We start from the raw sequence: 20,694 nt of genomic DNA on the forward strand, positions 1-20,694 counted from the left end.
GGCAACACGTTTACGTTAACATTTTATAATCAAATAATTAAAAATAAATGTCAAAAAATTTAAGCAAATACCTACATGCAGGTATGGATAAGCAGGCCGGTATTGCTCACTCACAAAAAAGAACAAAAATTGTAGCAACCGTTGGTCCTGCTTGTGATACTTATGATAAATTATTATCGCTTGTAAAAGCTGGTGTAAATGTATTTCGACTCAATTTTTCTCATGGCTCACATGAAGATAAATTAGCCGTTATTGAAAACATTCGTAAAATCATTAAAAACGAACCTTATAACATCGCAATTTTAGCTGATTTACAAGGGCCTAAATTAAGAGTAGGTGAATTAGAAAATAATAAACTGATTTTAAAAGAAGGCGACGAATTTATTTTCACTACTCAAAAAATGGTAGGTACTAACGAAAAAATATATGTATCGTACCCCAACCTTACTACTGATGTAAAAGAAGGCGAACGTATTTTTTTAGATGATGGTAAAATGGAGTTGAGTGTGGTTAGGGTATTAAATGATACCGAAGTATTGATGAGGGTTACATTGGGTGGTGTTTTAACACCTAAAAAAGGCGTTAACTTACCTGATAGTGAATTATCAATGCCATCAATGACGGAGAAAGATTTAGCCGATTTAGATTTTATTATTGAACAAAAATGCGATTGGGTAGCACTATCTTTTGTACGACGTGTTGATGATATTCGTGGCCTTAAAAAAATAATTAAAGAAAGAGATAGTAAAATAAAAGTTATCGCTAAAATTGAAATGCCCGAGGCCTTAAAAAACCTCAGAGATATAATTGTTGAAAGCGATGGTGTAATGGTTGCCCGAGGCGATTTGGGCGTTGAAATTCCTATTGAACAAGTACCGGTTATACAAAAAGATATCATCAGAAAGTGTATGCACAGGGCCAAACCCGTTATTGTAGCAACACAAATGATGGAGAGTATGCTTGATCGTACAAAACCTAACAGAAGTGAAGTGAGTGATGTTGCCAATGCTGTTTTAGAAGGTGCTGATGCAGTAATGTTAAGTGGCGAAACAGCAACAGGCATGTACCCTACTTTAGTGGTTGAAACGATGAGCAAAATAATATCTGAAGTTGAAAAAACGGTGTACGATTATGATAGAGATGATATACTTGCACCACAACCCCACTCTCCTTCTTTTGCTAGTGATGCTATTTGCTACTCAGCATGTAAATTGGCGAAAGATAGCCATGCCAATGCATTAGTAGGTATGACGCAAAGTGGGTACACTGCTTTCATGTTAAGCAGTTACAGACCAAAATCACCACTATACATTTTCAGTAAAGAGCGTAGCTTAATAAGTCAATTAAGTTTAAGTTGGGGTGTACGTGCATTTTATTATGCAGAAGAAGAAAGTTTGGATGATATTATTTTTGACCAAATTGGTATTTTAAAAGAACGTGGCTTTGTAAAAACGGGTGACACTGTTATTAATACAGGTAGTACGCCTGTTGAGCTACACTTGCCAACCAATATTATAAAAATTACAAGGGTTGATTAAACTATGTTTAATATAAAAAAAGCGACTTCAATGGAAGTCGCTTTTTTTATAATTTAAGTTTTATATATTAGTGATTTTGTTGCATAAAATGCAATAAATTTTTCCGTGCATTATTCTTAATACGTCGTCTAAAAAACCCAGCCCAACCTAATAGTTTACCGGGCAAACCAATAGCTTGTTCACTCCATTTATGCAAACTCCAAGCATCACTATGCTCAGCTATTAAACCATTTTCAATTTTCATATATGCTTTGCATTTATTTATTACCCTTCTACCCGTTTTTGAAAAAGTGTATTGTGCTGTCCAATTACATGTGTAATAGCCATCTCCTTCATCTTTAATAGAATCATATTCTAATGAAAAATTACTAGCATTCGCACATAACATCTGCCACATTGCCCTTACTTCGTCGCCCCTTAGTAAATCAAACATCGGGTCGTTAAAAGCGATGTTGTTAGTATAGCAAGCATTCATTGTAGTAGCATCTAATTTTTTAAATGCATTGAAAAATTGTTGAATAATATTTTGTTCACCATTCATAAGTAAGCCATTTAGTTTTATTAAATTGAGCATTCATAAATTTAAAAATCATGCACAAAATAATAGCGATTGTTAGTTTTATATGTTTCAGTTTTTGCAGTTATGCACAAAATGAAGATAGCATATGGTTTGCAAATAACTACACAAAAAAAGAAGTTTATATACCTATGAGAGATGGTGTAAAACTATTTACTTCATTTTATATCCCTAACGATAACACTGAACCGCATCCGTTTTTATTAACCAGAACGCCTTACTCTTGTGCACCCTATGGAGAAAAAAATTATGCAACCATTTGGGCAACTTATAAAAAAGCTTACTTAAAAGAAGGTTACATTATTGTAACACAAGATGTGAGGGGCCGTTACATGAGCGAAGGTGTTTTTGAAGATGTTCGACCATTTAATAAAAATAAAAAAGGCAACGAAATTGATGAAGCTAGTGATACGTACGATGCAATTGATTGGATGGTGAAAAACATAAGCAACAACAATGGTAATGTAGGTGTAATGGGTACATCATACCCTGGCTTTTACTCTACCGAAGCTGCATTAAGTAACCACCCTGCCCTTAAAGCAGTTAGTCCGCAAGCACCTGTAACCGATTGGTTTATTGGCGATGATTTTCACCACAACGGAGCATTTTTTGCAATGGATGGTTTTTCTTTTTACCCAACCTTCGGCAAACCCCATCCAAAACCAACTATGAATTATGGCAGCGGATTTACTACCCCAATTAAAGACAATTATAAATTTTATTTAGAGCAAGGCACACCAAGTAATTTAGCTAGGTTAATCGGTGATAGTATTCGCTTTTGGCATCAAATGTATGAGCATCCAAATTACGATAGTTGGTGGCAAGCTCGTAATGCCCGTAATGGTTTATATAATGTAAAACCTGCTATGCTTTGGGTAGGTGGCTTATTTGATGCGGAAGATTGTTGGGGCGCATGGAACGCATATAAAGCAGCCGAAAAACAAAGTCCACAAAGCAATTCAAAAATTGTAATGGGTCCTTGGTACCACGGCCAATGGAGTAGAGAAGGTAGTTTTTTAGGTAATGTACGCTTTGAAAGTAATACTGCTGCTTACTTTCAAGATAATTTAGAAATACCTTTTTTCAATTACTATTTAAAAAATAAAGGCAATGTTAATAGCATTGCGGAAGCGAACATTTTTTTTACTGGCGAAAATAAATGGCGCATGTTTGAAAAATGGCCAGCAACATCTGTACAAAACCAAACACTATATATTGGTGCAGACAATAGCTTAAGTTTTGAGAAAAGTAATTCCACCGCATCACAATTTTATGAATACACCAGCGATCCTAAACACCCTGTGCCATATACAGAAGATGTACATAATAGGCGTACCAGAGAATACATGACAGATGACCAACGATTTGCTGAACGGAGACCCGATGTATTAACTTTTAAAACAGCTATTCTTGATAAAGATTTAACCATTGCAGGAACCATTATGGCTAATTTAGTTACAGCAATTTCAACAACTGATGCAGACTTTGTAGTGAAAATTATTGATGTTTTTCCTGATGATTTTAACTACGATAAAAATGTAAAAGGTAACGATGCCAATTATCCTATGGGTGGCTATGAAATGTTGGTACGAGGTGAAATTATGAGGGGTAAATACCGCAATAGTTTTGAAAACCCTTCACCATTTACACCAAATAAAATCACAACGGTTGCTTATGCCTTACCAGACATTGCCCATACATTTAAAAAAGGGCATCGTTTAATGATTCAAATACAAAGTACTTGGTTCCCATTAGCTGATAGAAACCCACAGCAGTTTATGAATATTTATAAAGCAACGGAAAAAGACTATAAAACTGCCACTATTAAAATATTCAGCAACGGTTTGCAAAAAACAAGTTTTAGTTTACCTGTTTTACCATAATTTTTAAAATCCTCAAAAGGCTGATTGTGTTACAATCAGCCTTTTATTTATAAAGTAATTATGTATTTAAAATTAATCATTACATCTTTTTTTTGCTTTTGTATAACGCTTTTGTATGCACAAATTAATATTATACCACAACCACAGTTTGTGCAACAAAGCAAAGGCAGCTTTTTAATTAACAATAAAACAGCAATAATTTATGATCAATACAGCAAACCGCATGCGTTGTATTTACAGCAACAATTAAAAACCAATTACAACATTACTCCAAGGGTCATCTATTATAATGAAATAAAAAATTTACCAACACAACAGATCATTTCGTTATCAGTTAAAAATAATGTAACCAATGGTTATGCATTAAATAGTACTCAAAACAACATCGAAATAATGGGTGTGAATGACACCTTACTATTTAATGGTTTACAAAGTTTATTACAACTGATTATTCAAAAAAATTGTCAAACATACATTCCTTCGGTTATTATAAAAGATGCGCCTCGTTTTCAATACCGGGGTATGCATTTAGATGTGAGCCGGCATTTTTTTAATGTAGCCGATGTTAAACGATACATTGATTATTTGGCTTTTTATAAATTCAATACTTTTCACTGGCATTTAACAGACGACCAAGGTTGGCGTATTGAAATAAAAAAATATCCCCTACTTACTCAAATTGGCGGTTATAGAAACGGAACTATTGTAGGTCGTTACCCTGGAATAGGAAATACCAATCAACGCTATGGTGGTTTTTATACACAAGCACAAATTAAAGAGGTTGTTCAATATGCAAGTGAACGGTTCATAAATATTATACCAGAAATAGAAATGCCAGGCCATGCATCGGCTGCCATTGCAGCTTATCCGCAATTGAGTTGTTTCCCTGATGAAGCTGTTGAAATTGCACCTACCACCATTTGGAGCGGAAGTAAAAAAGGTAAACATGTACAACAAACATGGGGCGTTTTTAATGATGTTTTTGCACCAACTGATTACACATTTCAGTTTTTAGAAGATGTTTTGGATGAAATTATTCCGTTATTTCCATCAACCTACATACATATTGGTGGCGATGAATGTCCTAAAGAAAATTGGAAACGTTCTGCTTTTTGTCAACAACTTATAAAAGATAAAAATTTGAAAGATGAACATGGTTTACAGAGTTACTTTATCCAAAAAATTGAACAATATCTAAACAAAAAAGGTAAAAAAATAATTGGGTGGGATGAAATTTTGGAAGGAGGTTTTGCCCCCAATGCTGCAGTAATGAGTTGGAGAGGCACTGAAGGAGGCGTTGCTGCTGCAAAACAACAGCACAATGTTGTTATGACGCCTGGCAGCCATTGTTACTTTGACCATGCAGAATCGCAGCAAGAAGACAGTGTTACCATCGGCGGATTTTTACCACTCGAAAAAGTGTATCGTTTTGAACCAGTTCCATCTGAATTAAACAAAAATGAAGCAATATTTATTTTGGGAGCACAAGCAAACGTATGGACGGAATACATAACAAATACTGCCAAACTGCAATACATGATTTTTCCACGAATAGCTGCTATTGCTGAAGTTTTATGGACAAACCCTGAAAATAAAAGTTGGTTGAATTTCGAAAAGAAAATACCTATCATTTTCAACCAATGCAAAAAATGGAAAGCCAATTTCAACAAAGCATATTATGAATTGTATGCAGATGTGCAACCAAGTGTTGATAATAAAAGTATTCAATTAGCATTATCTAGCAAACAACCCAAAGCAAATATTGTTTATAAAATAAATGATGGTGCTTTTAAAAAATATGAAGCACCTCTACATATTTCAACAACCTGTAGCATTGGGTATAGCATATTGATTGATGATAAAGTTCAGAAACTAACAAAACAACCATTTCATTTTAATAAAGCTACAGGCAAAAAAATTGAGCTAAGTGTGCTTCCTTCAAAAGCTTACCCTGGCAACGGAGCTTTTTCTTTAGTTGATGGTATACATAATACAAAAGGGTTAGCAGCATCTGCAGAATGTATAGGTTTTGAAGGTGATGATGTAATGGTAAAAATTACTTTCAATGAGCCAACTATCATTAACAACATCAACATTCATAGCTTATATGAACCAGGCAGTTGGGTTTATTTACCAAAGTCAATTTCCCTTTTTAATCAAAATATGGAGTTGTTACAGCAAAAAGAAGTTACTAACACTGAAAATATACAATCTGTAACGCTTTTGAAAAAAATTACGGAAACACAAATTATCATCAAAATCAACAATTATGGCATTATACCCACGGGTATGCCAGGGGCAGGCAACAAAGCATGGTTATTTTTGAATGAGATTGAAATTAATTAAATAATTTTTTAAACTTTTACGGTCTCCTTCAATCATTATTTTAGATTTTATTAACATTCATACAACCTTTTTACAACTTTAAGCGTCTTTTGTTTATTGTGTTTTTTACATTATAATTATTAAGAAATTATCTACATATTGTTAAAAAACCGATAAAAATCATCATTTTAAACTAATTTAGAACCTATTGTTAAGCAATTGCTCAATTACACATTATGAATAAAAAATTGTTCCTTTTAACTGCTGCCTATTTTTTAGTACTAAGTACAGCATTTAGCCAATCAGCAAATAAGGTAAAAGCGCCAAATGAAGATCATGATAGATTATATAACATGATCACAAAAAGTCAAAACGTCTTAGTTTCAGATTCAATGACGAATGCATTAAAATTATATGCTGCAAGTAGAGGATATAATCAATCATTAGTTTTAAAACAAACGATTTTTCTAAAAGTAATATATAATCCAGCTTTATCAAATGAAGACAGAATAATGATGTGTAATTTCTGTTTAAATCTTTTTAAAGATCAAGATGAATATTTACCTCGAACAATATTTACTAAAATGATTTCAGCATTACAAACTACAAAATAGAAACCTCAAGCAATTCAAAATTATTGTGATGATAAAAAAAATACTTTTTTCTGTTCTATTAACACTTTGTTTTGTAGAACTTACTTATGCACAACCACTAACTGTTTCGGCTGTATCAGCTACGGGAAGGTTTACTACTTGCGGCTTAGGATTACCCAATGTAACTGCCAATTTAATAAGTAGTACTGGTACAACCGTTGTAGGCGGACAATTAGCATGTACTGACCCATGCGGTACAACTACTATTCGTTTTAGTATAACAAACGTACGTTGGAATCAAACGCCTGGAGTTAACTGGATTCATGGCTTATTTTTTCCAACAAATTCTGGTTTCACTGTAACTGCTGTAGGTTTACCAGCAGGTTGGGCGGCATTTAGTGGATGTACTGGGGCTAATTGTTCTGCTGGTATCGTAGGCGGTCCTGGCTTCTATTTTGATGGAACTACAGCCAATGCATGCTGTGGTAGTATAGCTTCAAATGATGGAAATGCTGGAAACAACTATGGAGATGCTATAGCTGACTGTGATATAGATTATGCATTTACTTTTGATTTAACACTTTGTAATAGCACATTAAATTCAAATCAAGTAATTTTTAAAATACGTGGTACTGCTGATGGTGGAACGGGTTGTTGGAACGTTCCAGATAACTCTAATCATACCATTCAATATCAAATTGGTACAATTGCATGTACCACTCCGTTATTTAGTCCTTTACCAACAGCTACTACTCCAACTACAAACTGTACAACTACACCAACAAATTACACCGCTACTTTAAATGGTGGTTGTGGAAATAGCAATACTATCACATGGTGGACAGCATCAGTTGGCGGCACACAAGTTGGTTCTGGTTCGCCATTTGTTTACGATCCACCTGGAAGTGCTTGCCCTGCGGGTACAACTTTATATGCACAATGTTGCCCTACTGGTAATACATGTGCTACTAGAAGAGCTTTCTTAATTCCTGGATCTTGTGCTGCAACACTTGCAATAACTGGTGTACAAACTACTAATCCATCTTGTACTACTCCTACAGGTAGTATAAACGGTGTTACTATTACGGGTGCAAATGGAGCGGTTACTTATACACTCAATCCAGGTGGATTGACAAATACCACAGGTATATTTACAGGCTTAAATGGTACAAATTATACGTTAACAGCAACTGATGCCGGTGGTTGTTCAGCTAGTACAAATGTTACATTCACACCATCAACAACAGGTGGTCCGGCACCAACTGTTACTACACCTGTTACCTATTGCCAAAATGCAATAGCAGTTCCTTTAACTGCAACGGGTACCAACTTATTATGGTACACTACTGCAACGGGTGGAACGGGTAGTGCAACAGCGCCTACGCCTTCTACCGCAACGGCTGGTTCTACTACTTATTATGTAAGCCAAACAGTATCAGGTTGCGAAAGTCCAAGAGCCGCTATTGTAGTAAATGTTACTGCAACACCTGCGGCTCCAACGGTTACATCACCGGTTACTTATTGCCAAAACGATGTAGCAGTTCCTCTTACAGCAACAGGTACTAACTTATTATGGTACACTGCTGCAACGGGTGGTACTGGTAGTGCAACAGCACCAACACCTTCTACCGCAACTATTGGTTCTACTACTTATTATGTTAGTCAAACAGTTGCTACATGTGAAAGCCCTCGTGCTGCCATTGTAGTAAATGTTACTGCACCACCAGCAGCTCCAACAGTTACAACACCTGTTACTTATTGCCAAGGTGCTACAGCGGTGGCTTTAACTGCAACAGGTACTAACTTATTATGGTACACTACTGCAACGGGTGGCACAGGTAGTGCAACGGCACCAACCCCTTCTACCACTACCCCTGGTTCAACCACTTATTATGTGAGTCAAACAGCTGGTACTTGTGAAAGCCCAAGAGCTAGCATCACCGTTACGATCAACCCAACGCCTGCAGCTCCAACGGTTACAACCCCTGTAACCTATTGCCAAAATGCAACAGCAGTTCCTTTAACTGCAACGGGTACTAACTTATTATGGTATACAACTGCAACGGGTGGTACAGGTAGCGCTACAGCGCCTACGCCTTCAACCGCAACGGCTGGTTCTACTACTTATTATGTAAGCCAAACAACGGGTACTTGTGAAGGACCAAGAGCTGCTATTGTAGTAAACATTACTGCGACACCTGCAGCCCCAACAGTTACTACTCCAGTTACTTATTGCCAAAACGATGTAGCAGTTGCTCTTACTGCAACAGGTACTAATTTATTGTGGTATACTGTAGCAACAGGCGGTACTGGTAGTGCAACAGCACCAACACCTTCTACCGCAACTATTGGTAACACCAATTATTATGTTAGTCAAACTATCAATGGTTGTGAAGGACCAAGAGCCCTTATTAATGTAATTGTGAATGCAATTCCGGCTGCTCCTACTGCAACTACAACATACACTTATTGTCAAAATACACCAGCAACTGTCTTAACTGCAACGGGCACCAATTTACTATGGTATACTGTGGCAACAGGCGGTACAGGTAGTGCTACAGCGCCAACACCTTCTACAACCACAGCAGGAACCACCATTTACTATGTAAGCCAAACAAATAATAATTGTGAGTCGCCGAGAACATCAATAACGGTTACTGTAAATGCTACGCCTGCTGCACCAACTGCTACTACACCAATTGCATATTGTCAAAATGCAACGGCTGTGCCTTTAGCTGCTACTGGTACCAACTTATTATGGTATACAACTGCTACAGGTGGTACGGGTAGTGTAACGGCACCAACACCTTCTACTGCTAGTGGAGGTTCAACAACATATTATGTAAGCCAAACAATTAACAATTGTGAAGGACCAAGAGCAGCTATCGTGGTAAATGTTACTGCAACACCTGCAGCTCCAACGGTTACAACACCTGTTACATACTGTCAAGGCAACACCGCAACCGCATTAACTGCAACAGGTACAAACTTGTTATGGTATACCACCGCAACGGGTGGTACAGGTAGCACAACTGCACCAATACCATCAACTGTAACCGTGGGTTCAACTATTTATTATGTTAGCCAAAGTACAGGTACATGTGAAGGACCAAGAGCTAGTATTACGGTTACTATTAATAGCACTCCAACTGCTCCAACTGTAGCAAGCCCTGTTACATATTGCCAAGGTGCTACTGCAGTAGCATTAACAGCAACAGGTACTAATTTATTATGGTACACTACAGCAACAGGTGGTACGGGTAGTGCAACGGCTCCAACACCTTCTACCACTACACCTGGTTCAACCACATATTATGTGAGTCAAACCACAGGTACATGTGAAGGACCAAGAGCTAGTATCACTGTAACCATCAACCCAACGCCAGCTGCGCCAACAGTTGTAAGTCCAATAGCTTATTGTCAAGGGGCTACAGCAACTGCGTTAACTGCAACCGGCACCAATTTATTATGGTATACTGTTGCAACTGGCGGTACAGGTAGTACAACGGCTCCAACACCATCTACTGCTGTTGGTGGAACCACTACTTATTATGTGAGTTCAACACAAGGAACTTGTGAAGGACCAAGAGCTGCCATAACTGTAAATGTTACGGCTACACCAGCTGCACCTACAGTAACAAGTCCGATATCTTATTGCCAAGGTACCGCTGCTACACCATTAACTGCAACAGGTACTAATTTATTATGGTACACTGCTGCAACAGGTGGTACAGGTAGTGCTACCGCACCAACACCTTCTACAGCAACTGTTGGTAACACCAATTTTTATGTTAGTCAAACTATCAATGGTTGTGAAGGACCAAGAGCAACGATAACTGTAACTATAAATACTACACCTGCTGCTCCAACGGTGAGTACACCTGTTACGTATTGTCAAAATACAACAGCAGTTCCACTCACTGCAAATGGTACCAATTTATTATGGTATACTTCAGCAACCGGCGGTACAGGAAGCGCCACCGCACCTACACCTTCAACTGCAACAGCAGGTACTACTACTTATTATGTGAGTCAAACAGTAGGTGTTTGTGAAGGACCAAGAGCAAGTATTGATGTAATTGTAAACGCTACACCGGCTTTACCTACAGTAACAAGTACCATTGATTATTGTCAAAATGCACCAACTGTTGCATTAAGTGCTACAGGAAGCAATTTATTATGGTACACTACTGCAACAGGTGGCACTGGAAGTACTACAGCTCCAACACCATCAAGTACTACGGCTGGGTCTACTATTTATTATGTAAGTCAAACTATTAACAACTGCGAAGGGCCTAGAGCAAGTATTACAGTAAATATAACTGCTACACCTGCTGCCCCTACTGTTACAAGCACTCTTACTTATTGTCAAGATGAAGTAGCAACTGCTTTAACTGCTACTGGTACTAATTTATTATGGTACACCACAGCAACAGGAGGTACAGGTAGCACAACTGCTCCAACACCAAGTACTACAACCGCTGGAGTTACCACTTATTATGTTAGTCAATCAGTAAATACATGTGAGGGACCAAGAAGCAGTATTACAGTTACTGTAAACCCTACACCATTAGCACCTACGGTAACATCAAACTTTGTTTATTGTGAAAATGCTACTGCGGCAACTCTAACTGCTACTGGTAATAATTTACTATGGTATACGGTTGCAACTGGCGGTACGGGTAGTGCTACTGCTCCAACACCTTCTACCACAACTCCTGGTACAACAGTTTATTATGTAAGTCAAACTAATAACAATTGTGAAGGACCAAGAGCAAGTATAACCGTAGATGTAATTGCAACACCTTTGGCACCTACAGTTGTAACACCAGTAAATTATTGTCCTGGTGATGCAGCAACACAATTAACTGCTACTGGCACTAATTTATTATGGTATACCACAGCGACAGGTGGAACGGGCAGCGCAACAGCACCTACTCCATCAACTGCAACACCTGGTACAACTACTTATTATGTTAGTCAAACTACCACAACTGGTAGTTGTGAAGGACCAAGAGCTGCAATTGTAGTAAATGTAAATAATAGTTTATCGGTTAATATTGGTAACGATACTACTATATGTGAAGGTGCATCATTAACCTTTGCACCAACTGTAAATCCTGAAGCGGCTGCATACGAATGGAGAGCTTTAGGTGTTCCAAATAGTACTATTAATAACAGGATATTAAAAGGAGCAACAGTAAACCCAGTGAATAATGCACAATATATTTTAAAAGCTACATTGGGTGGATGTTCAGCAGAAGATACAATCAATGTAAATGTAAATTGGAAACCAATTGTAGATGCTGGACCAAACACACCGATTTGTTTAAATGATTCCACATTACTAACTGGTATTGTTACACATACAACAGGTGCAATAACATCATACACATGGACTCCAACAGACAGTTTAAGAACACCAAATGCTATTTCTACATGGGCTTACCCAACAAAATCAACAACATACAAATTAACGGTAGTAACAACATTAGCTACCTATGGTTGTGATTTTACAGTATCAGATTCAGTAAAAGTGGTGGTTCAACCAGTAATAAGAGCATTTGCAGGAAATGATACCATTGCTGTAAAAGGTGCTCCGTTCCAATTACAAGGGTCAGGCGGTACAAGGTATACTTGGTCATCACCTACCGCTACAATTAGTAATCCATTTGCACAACGACCATTCGTTACTTTAAACAACGATGCTAATTTCTTCTTAAAAGTAGAAGATGCAATTGGTTGTTCAGGATTAGATTCTGTTTTTGTGAAAGTATACAACGGTCCAAACTATTATGTTCCGAATGCATTTTCACCGAATGGTGATGGTCAAAACGATATCTTTAGACCAATACCAGTAGGAATATCAAATACCACTTATTTCAGAATTTTCAACAGGTACGGCGAATTGGTTTTTGAAACTAACCAATGGTTAAAAGGTTGGGATGGAACATTTAAAGGTAAACCAGCTATTGCAGGGGTTTATGTTTGGATGGTAAAAGGAAGAGATAAAGACGGTAAAGTAGTAGAAATGCAAGGCACCGTAAATTTGATTAGATAATTCAACACAATCCATAAAAAAACTCCAATCGTTTGATTGGAGTTTTTTTATGGACATCATTTAAAGTTTCACTTTTTTTTATTTTATAACCCTACCAACCTGTTGTTCTAACATCAATAAATCAACTAATACCATTGATGTAACTGCTTCTAGCACAACGGGTACTCTCAATGCAATACACAAATCATGACGCCCCTTCACCGAAAATGGTACTACAGTATCAGCTTGGTTATCGTAAGTTTGTTGCACTTTAGGGGTTGATGAAGTTGGTTTTACCGCTACCCGAAAAATAATTTCATTACCATTGGTAATACCTCCCACAATACCGGCAGCATGGTTAGTTAATGTAACGCCTTCTTTATTTTGAATAGCATCATTATGTGTAGAACCGTACATTTTGGCAGCAGCAAAGCCGCTTCCAAATTCAATACCTTTAATGGCTGGTATTGCAAAAACAGCATGGCTAATTAAAGATTCTGCACTGTTAAAAAAGGGCTCACCTAAACCCACAGGAACATTCGTTGTTACGCATTCAACAATACCACCCACACTATCACCTAAAGCAACAGCATTTGCAATACCTTTTTCAATATCAGCTTCACCGCCAACTTCTTTCAAAATTGCTGAACAATGAATATTTTTAAGGGCCAATATTTTTTTTGCAATTACACCGGCTGCCACTAAACAAACAGTTAACCGGCCACTAAAATGCCCCCCACCCCTATAATCTTCAAAACCACCCATTTTTATGGAAGCTGTAAAATCAGCATGTCCAGGCCTTGGCGTAGTACGTTGTTTAGTGTAATCGTTACTACGGGTATTATTGTTTTCAAAAATAATGGTTAATGGAGCACCAGTGGTAGTATCATTAAAAACACCCGATAAAAAAATAGGTATATCATCTTCCTTACGGGGAGTTGTTCCAAGCTGGGTACCGCCTTTTCGCCTTTCAATATCATGTACAAAATCAGCAGCTGACAATGGTATACCTGCCGGACAACCATCTAATGTTATACCAACAGACGGGCCATGCGATTCACCAAAAATATGTACTCGAAAAATTGTTCCAAAACTGTTCATATATCAAATGTACGTTTCAATGATGGGCACACCAAGTTTAGCAATATCACTATAAAATGTTGGATATGATTTGTTAACAGCAGCAGCATCATTTATAATAACGGTTGATGATGCCTTTAAAGCAGCAACTGTGGCTGCCATTGCAATACGATGATCGTGATGTGAATGTACAGTAGCACCTTGTAAAGTAGCCCCTTCAATATACATAGCATCATTATCAACCCAAATACTTGCACCCATTTTTGTAAAAATATCTTTAATAGCAACTGCCCTATCACTTTCTTTAGATGTCAAACGATGCACACCTTTTATTACGGAAGTACCTTTACAATTTACCGCCAATACTGCTAAAGGAGGAAATAAATCTGGCGCATCTGTAGCATCAAATTCAAATGCATGGAGATCACTTTTATGTACAGCAATAACATCATTATCAACATTAATAGTTGCATTGGCAGAACGTAAAACAGTAACTATGGCCTTATCTGCTTGGGTAGATGTTGGTTGTAAACCCTTAATTGTAACATCACCTGCAATAGCACCGGCAACTAATAAAAAAGCCGCATTACTCCAATCGCCTTCAACCAAATAATTTATTGTTGATGAAGCCTTATTTTTATGTGGTTCGATGATGAACTGTTGGTAATTTGAATGCTTAATTTGATAACCAAAATGTTGCATTACCTGCAACGTTAAATCAATATAAGGTTTGCTTTTTAGGTTATTTACGGTAATAGTTTTAGTAGAAGTAACAGTATGAGCAAAAGCAAATAACAAACCTGTAAGGTATTGCGAACTCATTGAGCCATCAATAATAATATCATCAGCCACTAATGGACCCTTTAATTGTAACGGTAAAAATCCATTGTTTGATTGTATGCCTACATGTAAAAGGGGCATTACTTCATCAAAAAAAGACATAGACCTTTTTACCAAACTACCTTCGCCGGTAAGTGTTATGGGCATTACAGATGTGGCAACAATAGGTGCAAACATTCTAAACGATAAACCACTTTCACCACAATGTATAGTGGTAGCATTTATTTTTTGTGTTGGAGGAAAGCCATTGGAAGTTATGGATAGATGATCATGCATCTCTTTAACTGTAACACCTAATTGCTGAATAATATTTAAAGCTGCTTTGTCATCATTACTGTTACCAAAATTATATAAGTTAGTGGCACCATTGTGCAATAATGCTGCTGCACAAGCTCGTTGCATAGCACTTTTTGAAACAGGTGCATTTAAAATACCCGATACGGTACTAGGAGAAACAGTTACTTGCATTATAAAATTTGTTCGTTCAAATCAGCTAATTGTTCAAAACTTATTTTTTGGATAGCGGCATTTCCTATTGCGTTTAGTAATACAAAATTGATGTAATTACCAGAACGTTTTTTATCTTTTACCAATAAATCAAAAACTGCTTTTTTATCAAAACTTATTTTAATTGGTAAATGATATTGGGTTAATAATTGTGCAACTTGTTCCTTTTGTGAAGAATAAAATCCATTGATTTCTTCTGATATTTTACATGCTATCATCATCCCGATACTAATAGCTGAACCATGTGGTAAATGGTATAAATTTTCAATTGCATGCCCAAAAGTATGACCGAAATTTAATAATAGTCTTTCACCATTTTCAAACTCATCATTCACAACAACACTGGTTTTTATTTGAACATTTTGTTCAATTAAATTTGCTATTGCATTAATATTGTTTATATAATAATAAATATTATTTTTCGATAAAGTATTAAACATTTCTAAATCTTTAATACAAGCATGCTTAATAATTTCTGCAAATCCGTTCACCCATTCAGCTTTAGGTAACGTTTGTAAAAAATTGTAATCGAACAATATATATTGTGGCCGATAGGTTGTACCTACCATATTTTTATATTGACCAACGTTAACACCATTTTTGCCTCCAATTGCGGCATCTGTCATACCCAAAATAGTAGTGGGTACCAAGCCCAGTTTAATGCCTCTTTTAAAAATACTTGCCACATAACCACCCATATCAGTAATAACGCCACCACCAACAGCTACTAACATCCACGATTTATCAACATTTAAATTGAGTAATTCGTTAATGATAATATCAACTGTTTGTTGTGTTTTATTGGCCTCGGTACCATTAATTTTAATTACGGGAAATAATTGAAATGATGACGCATGAAGACTGAAAACAGTTTCATCAGTAAGGATCACTATTTTTTGAGCATCATGTAATTCATTGATGAATGCAATATTGGCATCGAAATAATGATTTACCAAACCTCCTTCATAATGAACAGCTTCTGTTTTCATAATTCGTTTAATTTTTTTCCCATATCGTTCATAATGCTGTTTTGATGTTGTATGCTTTCTAAATGTACTGCATCAAAATACTTTGTAATAAACGTTTTACTTAGTTGTAAACTAGCACTTTTATCGAGTGCTCTTTTTAAAATTTGGTTCCAGCGTTCCGTTTGTAAAATAGTAAGGTTATTATCTTTTTTATAGCTGCCAATTTTATCAGCAATTTTCATGCGCCTGCTGAGTAACAATAATAATTCATCATCTACTTGATCAACCCTTTCTCGTAATAACGATAATTCAGTCGCTTCATCTTGTTCAGATTTTACCCTCCAAATAAGGTTATCAATCATTTTTGACAATGTTTCTGGCGTTATTTGTTGCTTTGCATCGCTCCATGCATTATCTGGGTCAATGTGAGATTCAATCATTAAACCGCCAAAATCTAAATCGATACTTTTTTGAGCAACATCTTGCAACAATACCCTATTACCGCAAATGTGTGATGGATCGCAAATCATTAATAATTCAGGATAACGCATCTTCATTTCAATAGCCAAGTGCCACATTGGTGCATTTCTATATTCTGTATTACCGTATGATGAAAACCCACGGTGAATCATACCAACATCTTGCAAACCCACTTTTTGTAATCTTTCTAAAGCACCACTCCAAAGTTCCAAATCGGGATTAATTGGGTTTTTTACAAGTACGGGTATGTCAACACCTTTTAAAACATCAGCTACTTCTTGAACACTAAATGGGTTTACGGTAGTTCTTGCACCAATCCATAATATATCAACGCCATGTTTCAAGGCTTCTTCCACATGTTGGGCCGTAGCTACTTCAACAGTTGTAGGTAAGCCTGTAATAGCTTTTGCTTGAGCCAACCATGTTAAACCAATTGTGCCTATACCCTCAAATAAGCCAGGTTTGGTTCGAGGTTTCCAAATACCTGCCCTCAATACATCAATTTTGTTGGATGCTGCTAAATCAGTTGCTGTTTTTAAAACTTGCGCTTCCGTTTCAGCACTGCAAGGACCACTAATTATTAGGGGTCTTTTATTCCAAATATTTTTTAAATGCTCAATCATCAAATTTCAATTAATAATACAAGTGTATAATTACAAATTAATTATAAAATTAAACTAAAGTAAATAATGATATAAAAAAGGTAATTATATCAACAAAAAATTTAAATGCTTCAATACAAAATTATTATAAGTGAGTGTAATAACTTACCTAAATACAGAAAAAACGAAAGCCACTCCTAAAAGGAATGGCTTTCAATTTTTTAAAGCTATTAAGAATTACTTCTTTACTTCTACTTTTGGTGAATCAACTTTTGGAGCTTCTACTTTTGGAGAATCAACTTTTGGTGAATCAACAACAGGAGCAGTCATTTCTACTTTTGGAGAATCAGCTTTAGGAGCTTCAGTAGCTTCTGCTTTTTTCTCGTCGTTACATGCTGTGAAAGTTGCTGCGATAGCTGCGATTGCAAGGAATTTTTTCATTTTCTTTGTTTGTTAAGTTTAAAATTATAATTTGATTATTAATACCAACAGTTAAAAAAGGTAACCCACTATTTTAAAATATTTTTTTAATTTTTTTTTGGGTTACCATTACCATTAATTTGTATTAATAAATAAGCATACTAGGTGAGCACAATAGAGCAAGACAAAATATTGATTGAAGGAATAGCTAGGGAAGATAAAAAAGCCATTGAACAACTGTATAAAGCACATTATACAATGATACAATCAATGGTTTTGGCAAATGCTGGTAGTAAAGATGATGCTGCAGATCTTTTTCAAGAAACAGTTATTGTACTTTTTGAAAAATTAAAAACGGGCCAATTTGAGTTGCAAAGTTTGTTAAAAACTTATTTATACTCAATTGCTCGTAGGTTATGGTTAAAAAAGTTACAGCAACAACAACGGTATACGCATCAAAATGAACATATTGAAGAAACAATACCTGTTGATGATGATGTTGAGCACCACCAACAATTACAAAATAACTTTGTAATGATGGAAGCTGCCATGGACAAAATAGGTGAACCTTGTAAAAGTTTATTACAAGCGTATTACCTACAAAAAAAACATATGAACGTTATTGCAACCGAATTTGGTTATACCAATGCCGATAATGCAAAAACACAGAAATATAAATGTTTGGTGAGGTTAAAGAAACTTTTCTTTGCCCAGTATAAAAACAACTCATAATGGAAGATATTTTATTAATAGACGCTGCTGAAAGATTTGTGAACGGAGAAATGTCTGCCGAAGAAAAAATTTATTTTGAAGACCTCCGTAAAAATAATCCTGAGCTTGACCAAGCCGTGGTGGAGCAGTTGTTCTTTTTAAATCAATTGAATCAATACAGCGATCATAAAAATTTTAAAAGTTTATTAAACGAAGTTGAAAGCAACTTAATTAATGAAAATTTCATAGCAGAACGTAGTCATAAACCTACCGCTAAAATTATTCAATTATGGCATCGTTATAAAAAAACGATTGCAGTTGCAGCTTCTATTGCTGGTTTCGTTTCTATTTTAATGGCTTCATTAGTAACGACGGTAACTACTAAAAACGACAATAACATCAATCCGCTTGTTCAAAAAATTAATGAGCAAGAAGATAAAACGAGGAAAATTGAAAAGAAATTAGATCAGTTAGCAGAAGAAGGTGCTGTTGCAAATACACCTACCAAACCTACATTAAATTCTAGTTTTAGAGCAACAGGTTTTATGATTGATGCTGCAAATAATTACCTCGTAACCAATGCACACGTAATTAAAGAAGCTACTCATCGTTTAATAATTGAAAATAACGCAGGTGAACAATTTAATGCTACTGCCATATATGTAAATGCAAAAAACGATTTAGCAATTGTAAAAATTACTGATACCAATTTTAGGCGTTTACCAAATTTACCTTATAACATTCGTAAGAATAGTGTGGAGTTAGGTGAACAAATTTTTATGTTGGGTTATCCTAAAAAAGAGATTGTATATAGTGAAGGTTATGTAAGTGCTAAAAATGGTTATCAATTAGATACATCATATTGCCAATTAAGCACAGCAGCTAATGAAGGTAATAGCGGTTCGCCTGTAATTAGCAAAAACGGTGATTTAATTGGAATTATTTCAAGCGAAGAAACCAATGCAACTGGAGTGGTTTTCGCCATAAAATCTATCAATATTTACAGAGCAATTGAAGAAGTTAAAAAACAAAAGCAATACAGTAATATCAAAATATCATCAAACCCAAGTTTAAAAGGTGTTGATAGAGTGAACCAGGTTAAAAAAATGGAAGATTATGTTTTTATGATTAAAGGAAACTAATTATAATCAACAACAACCAACAAAAAAGCGCCTACATTATTGTAAGCGCTTTTTTATTTTCAAGATATTTTTAAGACCATAAATGTGTAGGGTATTCACCAGCATCAATCAGCGCATATAAACTTTCTCTTACGCCATCAGCATCTTCTTTATAAGTAACACCAAACCACTGCGAAGTGGTTCCTATTACATGAATTTTATGTGAGTCATTTTTTAGAAACTGAGCTGCTATGTAAGGTATAAAAAATTCAGCTTTAGGTTCGTGGTTATTATTTAAAATAAATTCTTCAAACAAACGAGCCGTTAATTGAAATATTGATGGGTGGAAACACCAAAAATTCATTGACACTTTGGTATCAGCAGCTAAAGGATAATATTGTTCGTTTTCTTCATAAACAATAGTACCATCTTTTGCAAAAATTTTGGTACGTTCCGTAACAGTTGTTAATTGTTGTTGTTCATTAACTTCACAAACACCCCTACTTACCGTGCCATGCTCACTTAAGGTATTCGCTAGTTGATAACCAATTAAAGCCATTTCGGTTTCACTACATTGGTTATTTAAAAAGCTAGCTGCTTTTTCAAAAGCATCTTTTCCGTAAAAATCATCTGCGTTAATTACACAAAATGGCTCTTTTACAGCATCTTTTGCACATAACATAGCATGCCCAGTACCCCAAGGCTTGGTACGTTCCGTATTTAATTTATCTGTTGGTATAAAACTATCTAGTTCTTGATACACATAATCAACCTCAATTTTACCTTGTAACTTTTCATTAAAAACTGATTTAAAATTATCAGCAAAATCTTTTCTTATAATAAATACAACTTTGCCAAAACCTGCACGTATTGCGTTAAATATAGAGTAGTCCATAATGGTTTCACCACCTGGGCCAAAACCTTCGGTTTGTTTCATGCTGCCGTACCTACTTGCCATACCGGCTGCTAATATTAATAAAGTGGGTTTCATTGTAATATTTTAATTTGC

At 35.9% G+C, this 20,694-nt stretch carries 14 protein-coding genes; 7 read left to right on the top strand and 7 right to left on the bottom strand.

Annotated elements, in window-relative coordinates; translation table 11 throughout:
* Positions 1-47 precede the first annotated feature (47 nt).
* Positions 48-1,538 (top strand): pyruvate kinase, encoded by a 1,491-nt coding sequence (gene pyk / locus ACFOWM_RS02845; RefSeq protein WP_379706823.1) that lies wholly within the window; start codon positions 48-50, stop codon positions 1,536-1,538.
* Between the two features lie 67 nt (positions 1,539-1,605).
* Here pyk and ACFOWM_RS02850 read toward each other — a convergent pair whose 3' ends face one another.
* A complete protein-coding gene (locus ACFOWM_RS02850; protein ID WP_379706825.1) occupies positions 1,606-2,112 on the bottom strand; it encodes a nuclear transport factor 2 family protein in 507 nt (168 codons plus the stop codon).
* 17 nt (positions 2,113-2,129) lie between these two features.
* Between ACFOWM_RS02850 and ACFOWM_RS02855 the strand changes: the two genes are divergently transcribed.
* The 4 genes from ACFOWM_RS02855 (at position 2,130) to ACFOWM_RS02870 (ending at position 12,977) form a co-directional block, all read left to right on the top strand.
* Complete coding sequence (locus ACFOWM_RS02855; protein ID WP_379706827.1) at positions 2,130-3,998, top strand: CocE/NonD family hydrolase; 1,869 nt, start codon at positions 2,130-2,132, stop codon at positions 3,996-3,998.
* Between the two features lie 60 nt (positions 3,999-4,058).
* A complete protein-coding gene (locus ACFOWM_RS02860) occupies positions 4,059-6,344 on the top strand; it encodes a beta-N-acetylhexosaminidase (protein WP_379706829.1) in 2,286 nt (761 codons plus the stop codon).
* A 215-nt stretch (positions 6,345-6,559) separates the two neighbouring features.
* Positions 6,560-6,937 (top strand): hypothetical protein, encoded by a 378-nt coding sequence (locus ACFOWM_RS02865; RefSeq protein ID WP_379706832.1) that lies wholly within the window; start codon positions 6,560-6,562, stop codon positions 6,935-6,937.
* A gap of 28 nt (positions 6,938-6,965) precedes the next feature.
* Positions 6,966-12,977: an Ig-like domain-containing protein gene (locus ACFOWM_RS02870; protein WP_379706833.1), complete on the top strand. Its 6,012-nt coding sequence runs from the start codon at positions 6,966-6,968 to the stop codon at positions 12,975-12,977.
* Between the two features lie 78 nt (positions 12,978-13,055).
* Here ACFOWM_RS02870 and ACFOWM_RS02875 read toward each other — a convergent pair whose 3' ends face one another.
* From ACFOWM_RS02875 to ACFOWM_RS02895, 5 genes are all read right to left on the bottom strand, one after another.
* Entirely contained in the window at positions 13,056-14,057 is a 1,002-nt protein-coding gene (locus ACFOWM_RS02875) for a chorismate synthase (RefSeq protein WP_379706835.1), read from the bottom strand.
* A 3-nt stretch (positions 14,058-14,060) separates the two neighbouring features.
* On the bottom strand, positions 14,061-15,344 hold the full coding sequence (gene aroA, locus ACFOWM_RS02880; protein ID WP_379706838.1) for a 3-phosphoshikimate 1-carboxyvinyltransferase: 1,284 nt from the start codon (positions 15,342-15,344) through the stop codon (positions 14,061-14,063).
* Positions 15,344-16,372 carry a 3-dehydroquinate synthase gene (gene aroB / locus ACFOWM_RS02885; protein WP_379706839.1) on the bottom strand — a complete coding sequence of 343 codons (1,029 nt, stop codon included), beginning with the start codon at positions 16,370-16,372 and terminating at the stop codon, positions 15,344-15,346. Before aroB ends, aroA begins: the two co-directional genes overlap by 1 nt.
* Complete coding sequence (locus tag ACFOWM_RS02890; RefSeq protein ID WP_379706841.1) at positions 16,369-17,454, bottom strand: chorismate mutase; 1,086 nt, start codon at positions 17,452-17,454, stop codon at positions 16,369-16,371. Before ACFOWM_RS02890 ends, aroB begins: the two co-directional genes overlap by 4 nt.
* A gap of 216 nt (positions 17,455-17,670) precedes the next feature.
* Entirely contained in the window at positions 17,671-17,874 is a 204-nt protein-coding gene (locus ACFOWM_RS02895; protein ID WP_379706842.1) for a hypothetical protein, read from the bottom strand.
* A gap of 144 nt (positions 17,875-18,018) precedes the next feature.
* Between ACFOWM_RS02895 and ACFOWM_RS02900 the strand changes: the two genes are divergently transcribed.
* Together ACFOWM_RS02900 and ACFOWM_RS02905 are read left to right on the top strand one after the other, a co-directional pair.
* Positions 18,019-18,585 (top strand): RNA polymerase sigma factor, encoded by a 567-nt coding sequence (locus tag ACFOWM_RS02900; protein ID WP_379706844.1) that lies wholly within the window; start codon positions 18,019-18,021, stop codon positions 18,583-18,585.
* Positions 18,585-19,706 carry a S1 family peptidase gene (locus tag ACFOWM_RS02905; RefSeq protein WP_379706845.1) on the top strand — a complete coding sequence of 374 codons (1,122 nt, stop codon included), beginning with the start codon at positions 18,585-18,587 and terminating at the stop codon, positions 19,704-19,706. Before ACFOWM_RS02900 ends, ACFOWM_RS02905 begins: the two co-directional genes overlap by 1 nt.
* A 70-nt stretch (positions 19,707-19,776) precedes the next feature.
* Here ACFOWM_RS02905 and ACFOWM_RS02910 read toward each other — a convergent pair whose 3' ends face one another.
* Positions 19,777-20,676 carry a nucleotidyltransferase family protein gene (locus ACFOWM_RS02910; RefSeq protein WP_379706847.1) on the bottom strand — a complete coding sequence of 300 codons (900 nt, stop codon included), beginning with the start codon at positions 20,674-20,676 and terminating at the stop codon, positions 19,777-19,779.
* Positions 20,677-20,694: the final 18 nt, after the last annotated feature.

The organism is Ferruginibacter yonginensis (assembly GCF_042651465.1).
GTDB lineage: Bacteria > Bacteroidota > Bacteroidia > Chitinophagales > Chitinophagaceae > Ferruginibacter > Ferruginibacter yonginensis.